Genomic DNA, 18788 nt, shown 5'->3' with positions numbered 1-18788 from the left:
CCAGCGCAAGCCGCGAAGGGAGGCGAGATCGCGATTCCGGCTGTGCTTGCAGCGGCGGGGATGCACCGGAAAGCGGGTGCTGCTCCACCCCGGGCAGCCGTCACGGCTGAAGGTCGTCCCGGGCAGCCGTCACGGTTTTCCGCGCGTCCGGGGCCTTCAGTTCAGCAGTGCGTCGACGAACGCGTCCGGCTCGAACGGTGCCAGGTCGTCCGGGCCCTCGCCCAGGCCGACCAGCTTCACCGGCACGCCGAGCTCGCGCTGCACCTGGAACACGATGCCGCCCTTGGCGGTGCCGTCCAGCTTGGTCAGCACGATACCGGTGACGTCCACGACCTCGCGGAACACCCGCGCCTGGGTCAGGCCGTTCTGGCCGGTGGTGGCGTCCAGCACCAGCAACACCTCGTCGACCTCGGCCTGCTTCTCCACCACGCGCTTGACCTTGCCGAGCTCGTCCATCAGCGTCGACTTGGTGTGCAGCCGGCCCGCGGTGTCGATCAGCACCGCGTCCACACCGCTGTCGATGCCGCGCTTGACCGCGTCGAACGCCACCGACGCCGGGTCGGCGCCTTCCTTGCCGCGGACGACCTCGGCGCCCACCCGCTCCGACCAGGTCTGCAGCTGGTCGGCGGCCGCGGCACGGAACGTGTCGGCCGCGCCGAGCAGCACCCGATGCCCCTGGGCGACCAGCACCCGGGCAAGCTTGCCGGTGGTCGTCGTCTTCCCGGTGCCGTTGACACCGGCGACCAGCACGACCGCCGGGCGCTTCTGGCCGTCGGCCTCGTGCGGCAGCGCACGCACCGCCCGGTCGAACCGTGGATTCAACGCGTCGATCAGCACCTCGCGCAGCAGCGCCCTGGCCTGGTCGGCGGTGCGGACCGCGCGGCTGACCAGCTCGGTGCGCAGCCGCTCGACGATCTCCGTCGTGGTCGCCGCGCCCAGGTCGGCCACCAGCAGGGTGTCCTCGACGTCCTGCCAGGAGTCCTCGTCCAGGTCGCCGGCACCGAGCAGGCCGAGCAGGCTCTGCCCGAACGCCGAACGCGACTTGGCCAGCCGGCCACGCAACCGCTCGATACGCCCGGCGGCGGGCGCGGGCTCCTCGGTGGACACCGGCGCGCGCTGCGGCTCGGCCGTCTTGGTCGCCGTCGCCGCTTGGGCCGCGCCGGCTTCCGGCTCCGGCGCCGTGGGCGTCGGAGTGGAGCCTGGCGTGGTGCCGGACTCGGAGGCAGGCGCCTCGCCGGTGGTCTCGGGCAGCGCGATGTCGACGATGTCGCGACGATGGCTGTCCCGCGGTACCGCCGCGTCCTCGCCCACCCCCGGCTCGCCGTCGGTCTCGGGACGCTCTCCGGCCGGGTGCTCCGGCGGTGCGTGTTCCCGCACCCCACCGGGGGCCAGAGCGATCCCGCCGCCTGCCGAGTATCCGCCGCCGCTGGGTCGCTCACCGGCACCCGGGCGCTCCCGGTCGAGGCGGATCCTGCGCCTGCGCGAGAGCGTGAACCCCACCACCAGCGCCACGGCCAGCAGCACGGCGACACCGACGATGACCAGAAGCCACACGTTGTCCGTCACGTCGTCATCCTCGCATCCGCGTCACCGCAGGCCGTCGCAGGGCAACCCTCACCGTCCCACGGACCCGCCTACGCCGAGGCGGGTTCGGCCGAACGCTCGCCGGCTCGCTCGTCCGCCCGATCGCGCGACCGCAGCCGCTGCGAGATCACCCTGGTGACCCCGTCGTTGGCCATGCTCACGCCGTAGAGCGCGTCGGCGATCTCCATGGTCGGCTTCTGATGCGTGATCACGATCAGCTGCGAGTTCTCCCTCAGCTGCTCCAGCAGGCCGATCAGCCTGCGCATATTGGTGTCGTCCAGCGCCGCCTCGACCTCGTCCAGGACGTAGAACGGCGACGGCCGGGCCCGGAAGATCGCCACCAGCATCGCCACCGCCACCAGGGACTTCTCGCCACCGGACAGCAGCGACAGCCGCTTGACCTTCTTGCCGGGCGGGCGGGCCTCGACGTCCACGCCGGTGGTCAGCATGTCGTCCGGGTCGGTGAGCACCATGCGCCCTTCGCCGCCGGGGAACAGCGTGGCGAACACCTTCTCGAACTCCCGCGCCACGTCGTGGAAGGCGGAGGTGAAGACCTCCAGGATCTTGTCGTCCACCTCCTGGATCACCGCCAGCAGGTCCCTCCTGGTGGCCTTGAGGTCCTCCAGCTGGGTGGACAGGAACTTGTACCGCTCCTCCAGCGCGGCGAATTCCTCCAGCGCCAGCGGGTTGACCTTGCCCAGCATGGCCAGCTCCCGCTCGGCCCGCTTGGCCCTGCGCTCCTCGGTGGCCCGGTCGAACGGCATCGGCTGCGGCTCGCTGACCGGCTCGCCCCGCTCCTTGGCCGCCTCGTACTCGGCCATCTCGGTCGGGCTCGGCGGCACCGGCTGGTCCGGACCGTACTCGGCCACCAGGTCGTCCAGCCCGATGCCGAACTCCTCGGCGATGCGGGACTCCAGCTGCTCCAGCCGCATCCGCTGCTCGGCGCGCAGCAGCTCGTCGCGGTGCACCGCGTCGGTCAGCTTCTCCAGCTGGCCGCTCAGCTCACGCACGCTGGCCCGGACACCGGACAGCATCACTTCCCGCTCTTCCCTGGCCTGCTGCAGCGCATCTCGCTCCGCCGCGGCACGCTGCAGTGACACCTCGATGCGCTCCAGGGCGATCTCACCGGCGTCCACCACGGCGGCGGCGATCTCCGCGCCACGCCTGCGGGCCTCCCGCGCCCGCGCCGCACGCTCACGGGCCTGCCGCTCGGCCTCCGCCGCCCGGCGCAGGCTCTCCGCCTTGCCCGCGATCCCACGGGCCCGCTCCTCGACCGTGCGCAGGGCCAGGCGGGCGTCGACCTCCTGTTGCCGCACCTCGGACAGCGCGGCCGCGATCTCGTCCCGCTCGGTGGTGTCCGGCTCCTCGTCGATCGGCTCCTCGCTGGCCGCGGTCAGCCGTTGCTCCAGCTCGGCCAGCTTCGCCACCGCCTCGGCCCGGCTGGCCTCCACCTTCGCCCGTTGGTTGCGCAGCCGCGCGGCCTCCGCCTCGGCGTTGCGTAGCGCCTGCTGCAGCCGGTTCAGCCGCTCGGTGAACCTGGCCCTGGCCACCTTGACCTCGCCGACGGCCTCCCTGGCCTTGGCCGCCTCGGCCTTCCGCTGCTGCTGCTCGGCGCGCGCCCCTTCCAGCTCCGCGGCGACGCGCTGCAGCTGCCGTTCCGCCGCGATCAGCTTCTCCCGCGCCGCGTCCACCGCGGCCTGGACCTCGATGACCGATTCGGTCGCGGCCTTCGAACCACCGCACGCCCAGTGAGCGGCGAAGACATCGCCTTCCGTGGTGACCGCACGCAGTCGCGGGTGCTCGCTGACGAGCGCTTTGGCGGCGTTGACGCTGTCCACGATCACGACGTCGTGCAATGCGACGCGCACGGCAGGACGCAGCTGCTCCGGCGCCTGCACGACGTCGACGGCCCACCGTGCGCCGGACGACAGCTGCGGGCGATCGGGCAGGGCGGAACCCTCGGCACCACCCAGCAGGCCGCCCAGCAGCATGCCTGCCCGGCCGGCGTCGTGCTTCTTCAAGTACTCCAGCGCGGAGACCGCGTCGTCGTCGGTCTGCACAGCGACCGCGTCGGCGACCGGGCCCAGCGCGGCGGCGATCGCCGCTTCGAAGCCGGATTCGACGTCCAGCAGCGCGGCGACCGACCCGAGCACACCGGGCACGTCGTCGCCGGCTTCCAGCAACGTGCCCGCGCCGTCCCTGCGCGCGAGCCCGCGCGAGAGCGCCTCCACGGTGGCGCGGTGCGTCGCGATCTCCTTCTCCGCGGCCCGTTCGGCCGCGACCAGCTCCTCGACGCGCTGTTTGGCGGCGTCGTTGGCGCGCATGCACTGTTCGAGTCGCTCGGCGGCCTGCGCGCTGTCCAGATCGGAGTCGCCGCCCTCGGCCTTGGCCTGCTCCAGCTCCTCCGCCGCCTGCTCGACCCTGGCCTCGGCCTCGGCGATGGCCGCGCTCAGCCGCTCGATCTCCTCGGCCGTGGCGCCCGTCTTGCTGCGCAGGGCTTCGACCTGCCCCTTGAGCTTGGCGATGCCTTCCCGGCGGTCCGCCACGGCCCGGACCGCGGCCATGTGCGCGCGCTCGGCGGCCTGCAGCGCCTGCTCGAGCTCTTCCCGGCGTGCGATGGCCTCCGCCAGCTCGGCCCGCGCCGCCTCGACCGCGGCGTCGAGCTCCTGCTCCTTCTCCTCGGCCTGCTCGGCCTCGGCGAGCAGTTCCTCGGGATCCCGGCCGGTCGAGGTGTCCTCGACGTCGGCGGACAGGTGCCGCTTGCGCTCCATGGCCAGCCGCACCGTGCCGCGCAGCCGTTCGGCCAGGGCGCTGAGCTTGTACCAGGTGTCCTTGGCCGCCGCCAGGCGTGGCTCGTCCTCGGCCAGCGCCTCGGCCAGTTCCGCTTCCCGCCTGGTCGCGATCTGCAGCTGCTGCTCCACCTCGGCGCGCTGCCGACGGATCCGCTCCTCGTCGGCTTCCTCCTTGGCCAGCGCCTCGCGCTGGGTGACCAGATCGTGCGCGTACAACCGCAGCCTGGCGTCCCGCAGCTCGGCCTGGATGGCCTGCGCCTTGCGGGCGATCTCGGCCTGCCTGCCCAGCGGCTTGAGCTGGCGGCGCAGCTCGGCGGTGAGGTCGGTCAGGCGGTTCATGTTCGCCTGCATCGCCTCGAGCTTGCGCAGCGCCTTCTCCTTGCGCTTGCGGTGCTTGAGCACGCCCGCGGCTTCCTCGATGAACGCGCGCCGCTCTTCCGGCTTGGCCTGCAGGATCTCACCGAGCTGCCCCTGGCCGACGATCACGTGCATCTCCCGGCCGATGCCGGAGTCGGACAGCAGCTCCTGCACGTCCAGCAGGCGGCAGCTCTCGCCGTTGATCTCGTACTCGCTGGCGCCGTCGCGGAACATCCGCCGGGTGATCGACACCTCGGTGTAGTCGATCGGCAGCGCACCGTCGGAGTTGTCGATGGTCAGCGTGACCTCGGCGCGGCCGAGCGGCGGCCTGCCTGCGGTGCCGGCGAAGATGACGTCCTCCATCTTGCCGCCGCGCAGGTCCTTGGCGCCCTGCGTGCCCATCACCCAGCGCAGGGCGTCCTGCACGTTCGACTTCCCCGATCCGTTCGGGCCGACCACACAGGTGATGCCCGGCTCGAAACGGAGCGTCGTCGTCGAAGCGAAAGACTTGAAGCCCTTCAGTGTCAGGCTTTTCAGGTGCACGAGCTATACGGCCCCTTCATCTGTGCCGGTTCACGGCTGATGTGTCATGCGGCCGGGCCGACCTCAACTGCGGAATGGTACCTGCGGGCCCTGGTACGCACCGAACCGCGCGGCGTGTCGGATGCGTGCGGGCGAACTCCGGCCGGACCGGACCGCCACCGTCCGCCCGGCTCAGCGCTCCACGAACCCGTGCAGCCCCCCGCGCGGCTCGGACCACTGCTCGACCACCGAGTCGACCCTGCCGGGGGTGGACCCGCCTCGCAGCGCGGCCAGCAACTCGGCGCACGCCTTCCGCGGGCCTTCCGCGACCACCTCCACGCGCCCGTCCGGCAGGTTGGTCGCCGTCCCGACCAGGCCCAGTTCCAGCGCCCGGCAGCGCGTCCACCACCGGAAACCGACACCTTGCACATGACCGCGCACCCACGCGGTCAGCCGCACGCGCTCGCCGGATTCGGCTGCGGATGGCGTCATCCGTCGCAACTCCCCAGTGGTGACGCTCCGGAACAAAACGAACACTATGGGGTAGGCACATCGTTCACTCGACAGTGATACAGTTCCCCCGCCCCAGCCTAGCCGCCACAAGGAGCAGCCTATGAGCCCGTCTGGGCCAACCGACGATACGCGAGTGTCGGTCGCGCCCCCGGCCGAGGCGACCCGGCCACGGCGCGCGAGCTACCTGGCGCTGCTGGCCAGCGGTGTGGTGACCGCGACCGCGTTCGCCGGGATCGCGGTGCTGGCCAGCCCGACTGCCCCGGTCGCCGAGAAGAACGTGCAGCAATTCCAGCGCGAGCCCAACGGGGGCGCCGGGGGTGGCTTGATCGCAGGCAACCCGACCCCGGAGGAGACCACGGTCAAGATCAGCGGGACGGCACACGGTGGCGACCTCGCCCCGAGCACCACCCCGACCACGACGAGCACGACCGAGGACGAGGACGCCCCGGGAACGCCGAAGCCGGACCGCCCGGCGGACACGTCCGAGGATCTGCCGACGACCTCCACGGGCGGCACCACGACCACGAAACCGTCGAAGCCGACCACGACGACCACCAAGACGCCCCCGGACGATCCACCCACCACGACGACCCCGGACGACCCGCCGAGCACCGGCCCGACGGATCCGCCGTGCGACGAACCGTGTGAGACGGAGGACCCGGAGCCGCCCGGCGGCGGTACGTCCACGGCGTCCAACACCGCGACGCCCTCGGGAAGCAGCAGCTCGCGCCGCTGATCCGGTTCGGCCGTCTGGCCGCCGGTTCAGCAAGCGCGTGTCAGTGCGCCGGGCGTGGCCGTGCGCTTCTCGTCCGGGCAGTCAGCGGCGTCGCGGTGGCCTACGCTGGCAGCGCGGGCAGGTGTAGGACGAGCGGTTCATGAACCGTTCCCGCCGGATCGGTGAGCCACAACGACGGCACGGCTCGCCTTCGCGGCCGTAGACGTTGAGCGACCGGTCGAAGTAGCCGGATTCACCGTTGACGTTGACGTAGAGAGCGTCGAACGACGTGCCGCCCGCCCGCAACGCGTCCATCAGCACCGCGGTGGCTTCCCGCAGCACCAGCTCGGCCTGCTTCTGGGTCAGCCGCTGGGTCGGCCGCGCCCAGTGCATCCGCGCCCGCCACAGCGCCTCGTCCGCATAGATGTTGCCGATCCCGCTGACCAGGGTCTGGTCCAGCAGCGCGCGCTTGACCTCGGTGCGCTTGGCGCGCATGGCCTTGGCCACGTGCGGCAGCCGGAATGCGGGGTCCATCGGATCGCGCGCGATGTGCGCGATGCTCGACGGCACCATGGTTCCGTCGACCTCGACCAGCTCGTCCAGCAGAAGGCCGCCGAACGTGCGCTGGTCGACGAAGCGCAGCTCGCGCGCCGCTCCGGGCCGGTCGTCCAGGTGCAGTCGCACACGCAGGTGCTTCTCGTCGGGGACGCCGGGCGAGCGCACCAGCATCTGCCCACTCATGCCGAGATGACCGACCACCGCCTCGCCGGAGGCCAGTTCCAGCCACAGATACTTGCCGCGCCTGCGCACCGCGTCGATGCGCTGGCCGGCCAGCCGTCCGGCGAAGTCGACCGCACCGAGCACGTGCCGCCGCACCGCTCGCTGGTGCAGCACGTCCACACTGCGGATGGTCCGGCCGCTGACGTGCTCGGCCAGCCCACGACGGACCGTCTCGACCTCGGGCAGCTCGGGCATGCCGAACCGCTACTGCCCGGTCGTGGCGCCGGGCTGCGCTTTGCCGCCGGCCTGCTCCTTGTCGCCGCCGGGGTTGCCGGCGTCCTCGCTGTCCTTGCCGGCCTCGAGCTCGGCGGTCAGCGAACGCCACGCCATCTCCGCGGCGTTCTGCTCGGCTTCCTTCTTCGTCGTGCCACGGCCCTCACCACGCGGCTCGCCGGCGATGAGCACCGTCGCCGAGAACTCCTTCTGGTGATCGGGCCCGGTGTCCACCACCCGGTACTCCGGCACGCCGAGCGAGGCGGACGCGGTCAGCTCCTGCAGGCTGGTCTTCCAGTCCAGCCCGGCACCGCGCAGCGGTGCCTCCGCCAGCAGGTCGTCGAACAGCCGGTGCACCAGCTTGCGCGCCACCTCGATGCCGTGCTCCAGGTAGACCGCGCCGATGATCGCCTCGAGCCCGTCGGCCAGGATGCTCGCCTTGTCCCGGCCACCGGTGAGCTCCTCACCCTTGCCCAGCAGCAGGTGCGCGCCGAGGCCGCCTTTGCCGAGCCCACGCGCGACACCGGCCAGCGCCTGCATGTTGACCACACTGGCGCGCAGCTTGGCCAGCTGCCCTTCCGGCAGGTCGGGGTGCTCGTTGTACAGGTGATCGGTAATCACCAGGCCCAGCACCGCGTCGCCGAGGAACTCCAGCCGCTCGTTCGGCGGCAGGCCACCGTTCTCGTAGGCGTACGAACGGTGCGTCAGGGCCAGGGTCAGCAGGTCCGGCTTGATCTCGACCCCCAGAGCGGCCAGCAGCTCAGCGGGGTCGGCCTTCGGGCCGCGCACACCATTCCCCGCCATGACCTACCCCGATCAGGCCGGCTCGACGACCTGTCGACCCGCGTACTGCCCGCACACCGGGCAGGCCACGTTACGCGGCTTGAGCTCCTTGCACGCACGGTTCGGGCACGGCACGAGGTGCACCGGCGCCGCCTTCCACTGCGAGCGGCGGGACCGCGTGTTCGAGCGCGACATCTTCCGCTTCGGGACGGCCACGGTTACTACTCCTCAAGTCTCACTCATGGGCACCCTGGGCACCACACCCTGGGACTGCGCGCTGATCGCGCCCCACGTCGTCACTTGCTGTCTGTTGGCGCGGACCCGTTGCTGTTCGATCCGGAAAACCGTTCGACAAGGGCCGCCCACCGAGGATCTATCTTCTCATGGCCGTGATCCGGCTCGAGATCGACCCACTTCAGACCGCAATCGGGGCACAGACCAGGGCAATCCGGGCGGCACAGCGGAACCTGCGGCATGGCCAGCACGACCGCGTCCCGGACCACCGGCTCCAGGTCCACCATGTCGTCCACCACGTGGCTGACCTCGTCCTCCTCCGTGGTGGCCTCGGTGGTGGAGTCCGGGTAGGCGAACAGCTCGGTCAGCTCGACCGCGATCTCCTCCTCGATCGGGTCCAGGCAGCGGGAGCACTGCCCGGCTGCCCGCACCGTGACCGATCCGCTGACCAGCACGCCCTCCACCACCGACTCCAACAGCAGGTCGAGCCGGTAGGGGGCGCCGACGGGGACCTCGATCACGTCGGGAAAGCCCACCGCGGTCTCGGCGGGCACGGTGCGCTCGAGGCGCTGGCTGGCTCCGGGGCTGCGGCCCAGCTCCTGGGTGTCGACCACCCACGGGTTCCTGGCGTCCGGAACCGGATTCCTGCGGGTGCTGCGTTCTTCGGACATTGACGCCAAGCGTACGCCTGCGTACCTGCCGCTGCGCTACCTGTGCGCACTTCGCGCGGCGTCCGGCCGCACCGGCGCCCCGAGGGCCCTCAGCGGTAGCCGCTGTGCTCCGAGTGGTAGCCGTTGTGGCCGAAGCTGGAGGCGAACGAGCCGCCGCGCAACTGGGACCGGCCCTGGTCCACCGAGCGCAGGGTCCGGTCCAGCAGGTCGGCGAACTCGGCCAGCTTGCCGTCGATGTAGGCGTCGCACTCCGAGCGCTGCCGCTCGGCTTCCGCGTGCGCCTCGTCCACCAGCCGCGCCGCCTCGGCGTGCGCGGCCTGCACCACCTCGGTCTCCGACACCAGGCGGGCCTGCTCCTCCATGCCCTGCTGCACGGACCGCTCGTAGGCTTCCCTGCCCGCCTGCAGCATCCGGTCGTGCTCGTCGCGGGCGCGGCTGGTCAGGCTGTCGTACTCGGCCTGTCCCGCGGCCACCGCACGGTCGGCTTCCGCGTCCGCCTCGGCCAGGATCTCGTTCGCCCTGTCCTGGGCCTCCGACACCAGGCGCTCGGCCTCCGCGCGGGCCTCGGCCACCAGCCGCTCGGCCTCTTCCCGAGCCGAGCTGAGCGTCTGCTCCGCCTCGGTGCGTGCCGACTCCAGGATCTCGTCGCGCTTGTCCAGCACGTCCTGGGCGTCGTCCAGCTCGGGCTGATAGGCCTCGCGGATGTCGTCGAGCAGTTCAAGGACTTCCCCGCGCGGCACGACGCAGCTGGACGTCATCGGTACCCCGCGAGCCTCCTCCACGATCGTCACGAGCTCGTCGAGGGCCTCGAACACCCGGTACACAGCAACTCCCTTGGCCGGCGACTTCAGCGGCTGTCACTGTGGTCAAGTTTGCCCGCTGCGCACACGAAATCCGTGCAGGTGGCGCCTCCTTGGGCGTGTCACGCTTGACCGAGCGAGCCGGGCGGGCGCCGGACGGGTCGAGCCGGGGGCGTACGAGTCGCGGCCGCGGCCGTCAGCACGCGGGCGCCCGGGACACACCCGCGGTGCGACCGAGGCCGTCGGCGAGCAGGCGAGGCCGGGCGCACCGTGCCCCCGGGTCCGGCCGCATCACGACGACTGCTCGGCGACCCGCTCCAGCAGCCAGCGCTTGGCCGCCTCGGGCAGCAGCCCGGTGACGTCGCCGCCGTGCGTGGCGACTTCCTTGATCAGCGAGCTGGACAGGAAGCTGTACTCCGGGCTGGTGGACACGAACACCGTGTCGACCCCGGACAGCCTGCGGTTCATCTGCGCCATCTGCAGCTCGTAGTCGAAGTCGCTGACCGCCCGCAGGCCCTTGGCGATGACCTGGATGTCGTTGGCCGTGCAGTAGTCGACCAGCAGCCCGTGCCACGAGTCGACCCGCACGTTGGGCAGGTGCGAGGTCACCTCGGCCAGCATCGCCAGCCGCTCGTCGATGTCGAACATGCCCTTCTTGTTGCGGTTGATCAGCACCGCCACCACGACCTCGTCGAACAGGGTCGCGGCTCGCTCGATGACGTCGAGATGGCCGTTGGTCACCGGGTCGTAGGAGCCGGGGCACACCGCACGTCGCATGGCGAGCAGCCTACCCAGCCCGCGGACGCCTTCGCCGCGATCCACGTCACGGCGCGCCTGCCCCCTCCGCCGCCAGCTCGGCCCAGTGCAGCTCGGTGTCGCCGTAGCGTTTGACGCGCACCGGACGGTACTGCGGCGGCCAGTCCACCGCCCCGTCCCGGCTGGCCCGTTCCACGACGACCAGGGCGTGTGCGGTCAACCAGCCGCCGGAGACCAACGCCGTCAGCACCGCACGCAGCTCGACGTCCGGCGTTCCGTACGGCGGGTCGGCCACCACCAGATCGAACGGCTCGGCCGCCGCCGCCTCGAGCACCTGCCGCACGGTGCCGTGCCGGACGGAACCGCCGAGGCCGAGGGCACGCACGTTCGCCCGCAACACCTCCACGGCACGGCGATCCGACTCGACGAAAACCGCGTCCGCGGCCCCTCGGGACAGCGCCTCCAGTCCGAGCGCGCCGGAACCGGCGTACAGGTCGAGCACGCGGGCCCCGGCGACCTCGCCGGCGGCTTCCAGCGCGTTGAACAGCGCCGCACGAATCCGCTCCGACGTGGGGCGGGTGCCGCGCGCGGGCACTCGCAGCCGCCTGCCACCCGCCCGTCCGGCAACGATCCGCGTCATGGTCGGTGAGTCTGGCGCAGCGCGGGCAGCGCGGCCAGGCCGGGTCCGCTCCCCGCAGGCGGCGATTACCCCCGGCACGTGCTCGCCGCCCCGCACCGACCGCGTATGCTCGTCTTTCTCCGTCCCACACACTGGCATCTCGAGGAGCGCGGTGTCCGAATCCCGGATCCGGAAGGCTGAAATCGCGCTCGAGCAGGCCCACGTCGACCGCGTGTACGAGCGGTTGGCCGAGCTGCGCGCCCAGGCGGAGGACATGCTGGCCAAGGGCTACCAGATGGGCCACGGGGCACAACGCGAAGCCGTCTTCGAGCAAGCGTCGATGCTCTTCGAGCGCGACATGATGGTCTACCACGCCAGCCAGACGTTGCAGCGGCTCGACGCCGAGTACGAGGGCTTGGTGTTCGGCAGGCTGGACCACGCAAGCAGCGGCGACGTGGTCTACGTCGGGCGGTTGGGCATCCGCGACGCGGAGTTCAACAACCTGGTCACCGACTGGCGCGCCCCCGCGGCGGCGCCGTTCTACCAGGCGACCGCCGAGGAGCCGATGGACGTCGTGCGCAGGCGGGCCATCCGCTGCTCCGGCCAGCGCGTGCTGGACATCGACGACGACGTGCTGATGCCGGAGGCGCTGCCGGAAGGCATGGCCGTGGTCGGTGAGGGCGCGCTGATGGCCGCGCTCGGCAGGGCCCGCGGCGAGCACATGCGGGACATCGTCGCGACCATCCAGAAGGAGCAGGACGAGGTCATCCGGGCGCCGTGGCAGGGCGTCACCGAGATCACCGGCGGTCCCGGCACCGGCAAGACGGCGGTGGCCCTGCACCGCGCGGCCTACCTGCTCTACCGGTACCGCAGGCGGATGGGCGGGGCCGGGGTGCTGGTGGTCGGCCCGTCGGACGTGTTCACCAACTACATCTCCCGGGTGCTGCCGTCCATGGGCGAGACCGACGCCGAGCTGCGCTCGCTCGGCACGCTGCTGGACGGTGTCAAGGCCGAGCGCTTCGACCCGGCGCCGGTCGCGGCCGTCAAGGGGTCGCTGCGCATGCGCAAGGTTCTGCAGCGAGCGGTGCGGGACACCCCGCCCGGCGTTCCCACGCACATGCGCATCACCTACCGCGGTGACGTGCTGCGGCTGGACACCGAGCAGCTGGAGAAGGTCCGCAAGCGGGTGCACGCGCGCGGCGGGCCACCGAACCGCTCGCGGGTGGTCGCGGCGGAAATGCTGCTGGAAGCGCTGGCGGACGTGGCGGCCAAGCACGCCGAGGACGACGGCGGCGAGCTGACCCCGGCCGCCCGGCACCAGCTGATCATGGAGCTGGGCGAGCGGATCGACTTCCACCGCTTCCTCGTGGTGTGGTGGCCCGAACTGCGGCCGACCGAGATCCTGCGCTGGCTGGCCGACGAGGAGCGGCTGGCACGTGCGGCCCGCAACGTGCTCACCGCGGACGAGGTGCGGATGCTCAGCCGCTCGTGGGCGGACTCCTCGGCGGGCTGGTCGGTGGCCGACGTGGCGTTGCTGGACGAACTGCGGGTTTTGGTCGGCAAGCCGAAGCGGCGGCGTTCCGCCGCGCCCGACGCCGAGCCCGAGCCCGGCAGGCGGCGGCCCGAGCACTACGACGAGTACGCGCACGTCGTGGTCGACGAGGCGCAGGACTTGTCCCCGATGCAGTGGCGGATGGTCGCCCGGCGCGGCCGGTACGCCAGCTGGACGGTCGTCGGCGACCCGTTGCAGAGCTCGTGGCCCGACCCGCGGGAGGCCGCACAAGCCGCGGCCGAGGCGTTCGGCAAGGCCACCCGGCGGCGCTACACGCTGCGCACCAACTACCGCAACGCAGCGGAGATCTTCGCGCTGGCCGCGCGGGTGGTCGCCGAGCACGCCGAGCCCGACGACCTGCCGCGTGCGGTGCGGCAGACCGGCATCGAGCCGCAGATCCGCCAGGTCGGCCCGGCCTCCCGGGCCGACGAGGTGCGGCACGCGGCCAAGGAGCTGCTGGACGCGGTGGAGGGCACGGTCGGGGTGATCAGCGCGATGGACCGGGTCGCCACGGTGCGGCAGTGGCTGGCCTCGATGGCCGACGACCGGCTGCGCGTGGTGGGCAGCCTGGACGCCAAGGGCCTGGAGTACGACGCGGTCGTCGTCATCGAGCCCCGCGAGCTGATCGACGAATCGGTCACCGGGCGGCGCGTGCTCTACGTGGCGCTCACCCGCGCCACCCAGCAGCTGATCGTGATCGCCTCCGACCCGTCGTGGCTGCCGGAGCGGTAGCCGCCGTCACCGGCGCGACCGCCGGGCGAGGATCGCCACCCTGGTGCGCTCGGTGCGGCCGCGCAGGGTGACCCGGCGATAGGTTCGCCAGAACCCCTTCTCGTCGTCGTCGGCGCCGTCGAGCACGCGGTGGGAGACCGCCACCCGGCCCGGCACCGACTTGGCCAGCTCGGTGAGCCGGGCCGCCTCGTTGACCGGATCGCCGATCACCGTGTACTCCAGGCGGCTCTCCGTGCCCACGTACCCGGCCACCGCCTGGCCCGCGGACACCCCGATGCCCGCCGCCACCTCGGGCACCTCCTCGCGCAGCCGGGCGATCATCCTGCGGGCGGCCTTCAGCGCCCGGCGGCCGGCGTCCGGCATCGGCGTGGGGGCGCCGAAGACGGCCAGCGCGGCGTCGCCGAGGAACTTGTTCACCAGGCCACCGTGGGCGTCGATCTCGTCCACCACCACGGCGAAGAACCGGTTCAGCACCTCGACCACCTCGGTCGGCGGGCGCGTCGCGGCGATCCGGGTGGACCCCACCACGTCGACGAACAACACCGCGACGTCGTGCAGCTCACCGCCGAGCTCCAGCGGCGAGGTCAGCGCCGCCTGGGCGACGTCCTCCCCCACATGCCTGCCGAACAGGTCCTTCACCCGTTCCCGTTCCCGCAGCCCGGCCACCATGGCGTTGAACCCGGCCTGCAGCCTGCCCAGCTCGGTGCCGTCGAAGACGACCACCTCGGCGTCCAGGTCGCCCTGCTCCACCCGCGCTTGCGCGGCACGCACCGTCATGATCGGGGCCATGGTGGCCCGCGCGGTCATCACCGTCAGGAACGCACCGGCGGACAGCACCACGCCGCCCAGCGCCAGCACGGTGATGATCAGCTGCCTGCGGGTGACGTCCGGCTCGTAGAGCGCCGAGACGGCGACGACCATCATGCCCAGCACCGGGGCGGCCGAGCCGATGCCCCAGAACAGCACGGAGCGCAGCGTCGCCCCGAGGAACGTCCGCCGCTCCGGCAGCCCGCCTGCCAGCGCCCTGGCGGCGATCGGCCGCAGCGCGAACTCGCTGATCAGGTACGAGTTCGCGCACGTCACCGTGCCGGACAGCAGGATGCTGAAGACCAGCTTCGGGATCAGCTCCGCGTCCACCAGCCCGTAGAGCACGGTGAACACCACCAGTCCCCCGGCCCAGCCGAGCGCCTGGATCACCGTCAGGTCCAGCGGGAGCCGGAGCGTGGCGCGCCGCCGCCGCTCGTCGAGCGCGGGCTCGGCGTCACTGTCCAGCACCCAGCGCAGCACCCGCAGCCCGGTCACCACACCGGTGACGGTCATGGCGACCCAGGCCAGGCCGACGTAGATCGGGACCGCGACGAAGTTCAACGGCGCCAGCTGGGCGGTGAACACCTCCGGGCCCGGCACCACCCAGGTGACCAACAGGACGGCCACGGCCAGCCCGATCAGGTTGGCCACGAACAGCGGGCCGATCAGCAGCAGGCGAACGCGCGCCCGCAGCCGGCCGACGTCGTCGTCGTCACCGAGCAGCCACGAGCCGAACGGATGGACGCGGGGCGCCCGCCCGGCGGCACCCGCCGGACCCGCCGAGCCCGATGAGCCCGTCACGCCCGAGGCGCCCGCCGAGCCGGAGGAGCCAGCCGAGCCCGGCATGCCTGGCGTGCCGGGCGGGTCCGGAGTGCCCACTGTGCCGGCCGTGTCCACCGTGTCGTCCACGGTGCACACTGTCTCACTTCAGCACGACCAGCAGATCCCCGCCTTCCACCTGTTGCACGGCGTTGATGGCCAGCCGCTCGACGGTGCCCGCCTTGGGCGCGGTGATGGCCGCCTCCATCTTCATCGCCTCGATGGTGGCCACGGTGTCGCCCTGCTCGACCTGGTCGCCCTCGGCGACGGCCAGCGTGACCACCCCGGCGAACGGCGCGGCGACGTGGTTCGGGTTGTTCCGGTCGGCCTTCTCGGCGGCCGGGACGTCCACCGCCACCGAGGTGTCCTTCACCGAGATCACCCTCAGCTGGCCATTCAGCGTGGCCATCACCGACCGCATGCCGCGGTCGTCCGCCTCGCCGATCGCCTCCAGCTCCATCAGCAGCCGCACCCCCGGCTCGAGGTCGACCGCGTACTCCTCGCCGGCCCGCAGCCCGTAGAAGAAGTCCAGGCTGCTCAGCACGCTGGTGTCGCCGAACTGCTCGCGGTGGGCCAGGAACTCCTTGGTCGGCCCGGGGAACAGCAACCGGTTGAGGGTGGCGCGGCGGTCGTGCTCGAGGCCGTGCCGGTCCTCGTCGGTCAGCTCCACCATGCGGCGCGGCTCGCCGCGGCCCTGCAACGCCTTGGTGCGGAACGGCTCCGGCCAGCCGCCCGGCGGGTCGCCCAGCTCGCCGCGCAGGAAGCCGATCACCGAATCCGGGATGTCGAACGCGGCCGGGTCGGCCTCGAACTTGGCCGGGTCGACCCCGGCGCCGACCAGGTGCAGCGCCAGGTCCCCGACCACCTTCGACGACGGGGTGACCTTGATCAGCCTGCCGAGGATGCGGTCGGCCGCGGCGTACATCGCCTCGATCTCCTCGAACTTCTCGCCCAGCCCGAGCGCGATGGCCTGCGTGCGCAGGTTGGACAGCTGACCGCCGGGAATCTCGTGGTGATAGACCCGGCCGGTGGGCGAGGCCAGCCCGGCCTCGAACGGCGCGTAGACCTTGCGCACCGCCTCCCAGTACGGCTCCAGGTCGGTCAGCGCCTGCAGGTCGAGGCCGGTCGCGTGCTCGGAGTGGTCCGTCGCCGCCACGATGGCCGACAGCGACGGCTGCGACGTGGTGCCGGACATCGAGGCGATCGCGCCGTCCACCGCGTCGGCCCCGGCCTGGATGGCCGCCAGGTAGGTGGCCAGCTGGCCGCCCGCGGTGTCGTGCGTGTGCACGTGGACCGGCAGGTCGAAGTTCGACCGCAGCGCGGACACCAGGCGGTGCGCGGCGGGGGCACGCAGCAGGCCCGCCATGTCCTTGATCGCCAGGACGTGCGCGCCGGCCTCGACGATCTTCTCGGCCAGCCGCAAGTAGTAGTCCAGCGTGTAGAGCTTCTCGGACGGATCGGACAGGTCACCGGTGTAGCAGAGCGCCACCTCGGCGACCGCGGAGGTCTCCCGCACCGCGTCGATGGCCGGACGCATCTGCTCGACGTCGTTGAGCGCGTCGAAGATGCGGAAGATGTCGATGCCGGTCGCGGCGGCCTCCTCCACGAAGGCCTTCGTCACCTCCAGCGGGTACGGCGTGTAGCCGACGGTGTTGCGCCCGCGCAGCAGCATCTGCAGGCAGATGTTGGGCACCGCCTCGCGCAGCTTCGCCAGCCGCTCCCAGGGGTCCTCGGCCAAGAAGCGCAGCGCCACGTCGTAGGTGGCGCCACCCCAGCACTCCAGCGACAACAGCTGCGGGCACGTCCTGGCCACGACCGGCGCGACGGTGAGCAGGTCCTTGGTCCGTACCCGGGTAGCCAGCAGCGACTGGTGCGCATCGCGGAACGTGGTGTCGGTGACCGCCAGCTGCGGTGACTGCCGCAGCCAGCGGGCGAACCCTTCCGGGCCGAGCTCGGCGAGCTTCTGCTTGGAGCCGGCGGGCGGCTCGCCGGAGCATTCCGGCAGCTTGGCGGCCGGGTCCATCAGCTTCGGACGCGGCCCGTGCGGCTTGTTCACCGTCACGTCGGCCAGGTAGGTCAGCAGGCGGGTGCCGCGGTCGGCGGATCCGCGGGCGGTGAGCAGGTGGGGCCGCTCCTCGATGAACGACGTGGTCACCCGGCCGGCGCGGAAGTCCGGGTCGTCCAGCACGGCCTGCAGGAACGGGATGTTGGTGGCCACGCCGCGGATGCGGAACTCGGCGACCGCGCGGCGGGCCCGGCGCACCGCGGTCTCGAAGTCCCTGCCCCGGCAGGTGAGCTTGACCAGCATCGAGTCGAAGTGCGCGCTGATCTCCGTGCCCGCGTGGGTGGTCCCGCCGTCCAGCCGGATGCCCGAACCGCCGGGCGACCGGTAGGCGCTGATCACGCCGACGTCGGGCCGGAACTCGTTGGCCGGGTCCTCGGTGGTGATCCGGCACTGCAGCGCGGCACCGCGCAGGTAGATCGCCTCCTGGCGCAGGCCGAGGTCGGCCAGCGTCTCCCCGGCAGCGATGCGCAGCTGCGCCTGGACCAGGTCGACGTCGGTGACCTCCTCGGTGACCGTGTGCTCGACCTGGATGCGCGGGTTCATCTCGATGAACACGTGCTTGCCGGTGCGGTCGAGCAGGAACTCCACGGTGCCCGCGTTGCGGTAGCCGATGTGCCTGGCGAACGCCACCGCGTCGGCGCAGATCCGTTCGCGCACCTGCGGGTCCAGGTTCGGGGCGGGTGCCAGCTCGACGACCTTCTGGTGCCTGCGCTGCACCGAGCAGTCCCGCTCGTAGAGGTGGATGACGTTGCCCTCGTTGTCGGCGAGGATCTGCACTTCGATGTGCCGTGGGTCCACCACGGCCTGCTCCAGGAAGACCGTCGGGTCACCGAACGCCGACTCCGCCTCGCGCGCGGCCGCTTCGATCGCCTCCCGCAGCCGCTTGGGGTCGTCCACCCGGCGCATGCCGCGGCCACCACCGCCCGCCACCGCCTTGACGAACAGCGGGAAGCCGATCTCCTCGGCCTTGTCCACCAGTTCGTCGACGTCCGACGACGGCTCCGACGAGGCGAGCACGGGCAGGCCGGCCTCCCGCGCGGCGGCCACCGCCCGCGCCTTGTTCCCGGTCAGTTCCAGGATCTCCGCGGACGGGCCGACGAAGGTGATGCCGTTGCGCTCGCATGCGCGAGCCAGCTCCGGGTTCTCCGACAAGAAGCCGTAGCCCGGGTAGATCGCGTCCGCGCCGGTCTCCCGCGCAGCGCGGACGATTTCGTCGACGGACAGGTAGGCGCGCACCGGGTGGCCGCGCTCCCCGATCTCCAGCGCCTGGTCCGCCTTCAGTCGGTGCAGCGAGTTGCGGTCTTCGTACGGGAAGACCGCAACCGTGTGGGCTCCGAGTTCATAGGCGGCGCGGAACGCCCTGATCGCGATCTCGCCCCGGTTGGCCACCAGCACCTTGTCGAACATGCATCATCCTTCACACCGAGTCGCGGCGGTCTCCGGGCACGCCCGCGCGCCGGGCGGCGCGCGGCTC

At 72.0% G+C, this 18788-nt stretch carries 14 protein-coding genes; 2 read left to right on the top strand and 12 right to left on the bottom strand.

The annotated features are described in order from the left end of the window. Window positions 1-156: 156 nt before the first annotated feature. The 3 genes from ftsY to YWY_RS0113220 all read right to left on the bottom strand — a co-directional run bounded on the left by ftsY (window position 157) and on the right by YWY_RS0113220 (window position 5747). Window positions 157-1566 (bottom strand): signal recognition particle-docking protein FtsY, encoded by a 1410-nt coding sequence (ftsY, locus tag YWY_RS0113230; RefSeq protein WP_028847991.1) that lies wholly within the window; start codon window positions 1564-1566, stop codon window positions 157-159. Window positions 1567-1634: 68 nt separating this feature from the next. Continuing rightward, entirely contained in the window at window positions 1635-5276 is a 3642-nt protein-coding gene (gene smc, locus YWY_RS0113225; RefSeq protein WP_028847990.1) for a chromosome segregation protein SMC, read from the bottom strand. Window positions 5277-5447: 171 nt separating this feature from the next. Beyond that, window positions 5448-5747 carry an acylphosphatase gene (locus YWY_RS0113220; RefSeq protein WP_028847989.1) on the bottom strand — a complete coding sequence of 100 codons (300 nt, stop codon included), beginning with the start codon at window positions 5745-5747 and terminating at the stop codon, window positions 5448-5450. Window positions 5748-5901: 154 nt separating this feature from the next. Between YWY_RS0113220 and YWY_RS23320 the strand changes: the two genes are divergently transcribed. Continuing rightward, on the top strand, window positions 5902-6504 hold the full coding sequence (locus YWY_RS23320) for a hypothetical protein (RefSeq protein WP_028847988.1): 603 nt from the start codon (window positions 5902-5904) through the stop codon (window positions 6502-6504). An 81-nt stretch (window positions 6505-6585) separates the two neighbouring features. On the opposite strand, the gene mutM is transcribed toward YWY_RS23320, so the two are convergent. The 7 genes from mutM to rsmD all read right to left on the bottom strand — a co-directional run bounded on the left by mutM (window position 6586) and on the right by rsmD (window position 11360). Beyond that, window positions 6586-7458 (bottom strand): bifunctional DNA-formamidopyrimidine glycosylase/DNA-(apurinic or apyrimidinic site) lyase, encoded by an 873-nt coding sequence (mutM, locus tag YWY_RS0113210; RefSeq protein ID WP_028847987.1) that lies wholly within the window; start codon window positions 7456-7458, stop codon window positions 6586-6588. A 9-nt stretch (window positions 7459-7467) separates the two neighbouring features. Continuing rightward, window positions 7468-8280, bottom strand: a complete 813-nt coding sequence (gene rnc, locus YWY_RS21930; RefSeq protein ID WP_051310211.1) for a ribonuclease III — start codon at window positions 8278-8280, stop codon at window positions 7468-7470. Between the two features lie 12 nt (window positions 8281-8292). After that, the gene (rpmF, locus tag YWY_RS0113200; RefSeq protein ID WP_028847986.1) at window positions 8293-8475 is read right to left on the bottom strand and encodes a 50S ribosomal protein L32; all 183 of its coding nucleotides are present in this window, start codon (window positions 8473-8475) and stop codon (window positions 8293-8295) included. A gap of 80 nt (window positions 8476-8555) precedes the next feature. Then, window positions 8556-9164: a YceD family protein gene (locus YWY_RS0113195; RefSeq protein ID WP_028847985.1), complete on the bottom strand. Its 609-nt coding sequence runs from the start codon at window positions 9162-9164 to the stop codon at window positions 8556-8558. A gap of 89 nt (window positions 9165-9253) precedes the next feature. Further along, the gene (locus YWY_RS21925) at window positions 9254-9988 is read right to left on the bottom strand and encodes a DivIVA domain-containing protein (protein ID WP_051310210.1); all 735 of its coding nucleotides are present in this window, start codon (window positions 9986-9988) and stop codon (window positions 9254-9256) included. 267 nt (window positions 9989-10255) lie between these two features. After that, window positions 10256-10741, bottom strand: coding sequence for a pantetheine-phosphate adenylyltransferase (gene coaD / locus YWY_RS0113185; protein ID WP_028847984.1), 486 nt, complete (start codon window positions 10739-10741; stop codon window positions 10256-10258). Window positions 10742-10787: 46 nt separating this feature from the next. Next, a complete protein-coding gene (gene rsmD / locus YWY_RS0113180; protein WP_028847983.1) occupies window positions 10788-11360 on the bottom strand; it encodes a 16S rRNA (guanine(966)-N(2))-methyltransferase RsmD in 573 nt (190 codons plus the stop codon). A gap of 151 nt (window positions 11361-11511) precedes the next feature. On the opposite strand from rsmD, the gene YWY_RS0113175 reads away from it, so the two are divergent. Continuing rightward, on the top strand, window positions 11512-13623 hold the full coding sequence (locus YWY_RS0113175) for a HelD family protein (RefSeq protein ID WP_028847982.1): 2112 nt from the start codon (window positions 11512-11514) through the stop codon (window positions 13621-13623). 6 nt (window positions 13624-13629) lie between these two features. Here the strand turns inward: YWY_RS0113175 and YWY_RS21920 are convergent, their stop codons facing one another. Both YWY_RS21920 and YWY_RS0113165 read right to left on the bottom strand, forming a co-directional pair. Further along, the gene (locus YWY_RS21920) at window positions 13630-15339 is read right to left on the bottom strand and encodes an adenylate/guanylate cyclase domain-containing protein (protein WP_245566671.1); all 1710 of its coding nucleotides are present in this window, start codon (window positions 15337-15339) and stop codon (window positions 13630-13632) included. A 13-nt stretch (window positions 15340-15352) separates the two neighbouring features. Beyond that, window positions 15353-18721, bottom strand: coding sequence for a pyruvate carboxylase (locus YWY_RS0113165; protein ID WP_028847981.1), 3369 nt, complete (start codon window positions 18719-18721; stop codon window positions 15353-15355). Window positions 18722-18788 lie beyond the last annotated feature (67 nt).

Origin of the sequence: Thermocrispum agreste DSM 44070 (assembly GCF_000427905.1) — a bacterium.
GTDB classification, from domain to species: domain Bacteria; phylum Actinomycetota; class Actinomycetes; order Mycobacteriales; family Pseudonocardiaceae; genus Thermocrispum; species Thermocrispum agreste.
Note: the sequence above shows the minus strand (reverse complement) of the source record. Positions and strands in the feature narration are given on the sequence as shown.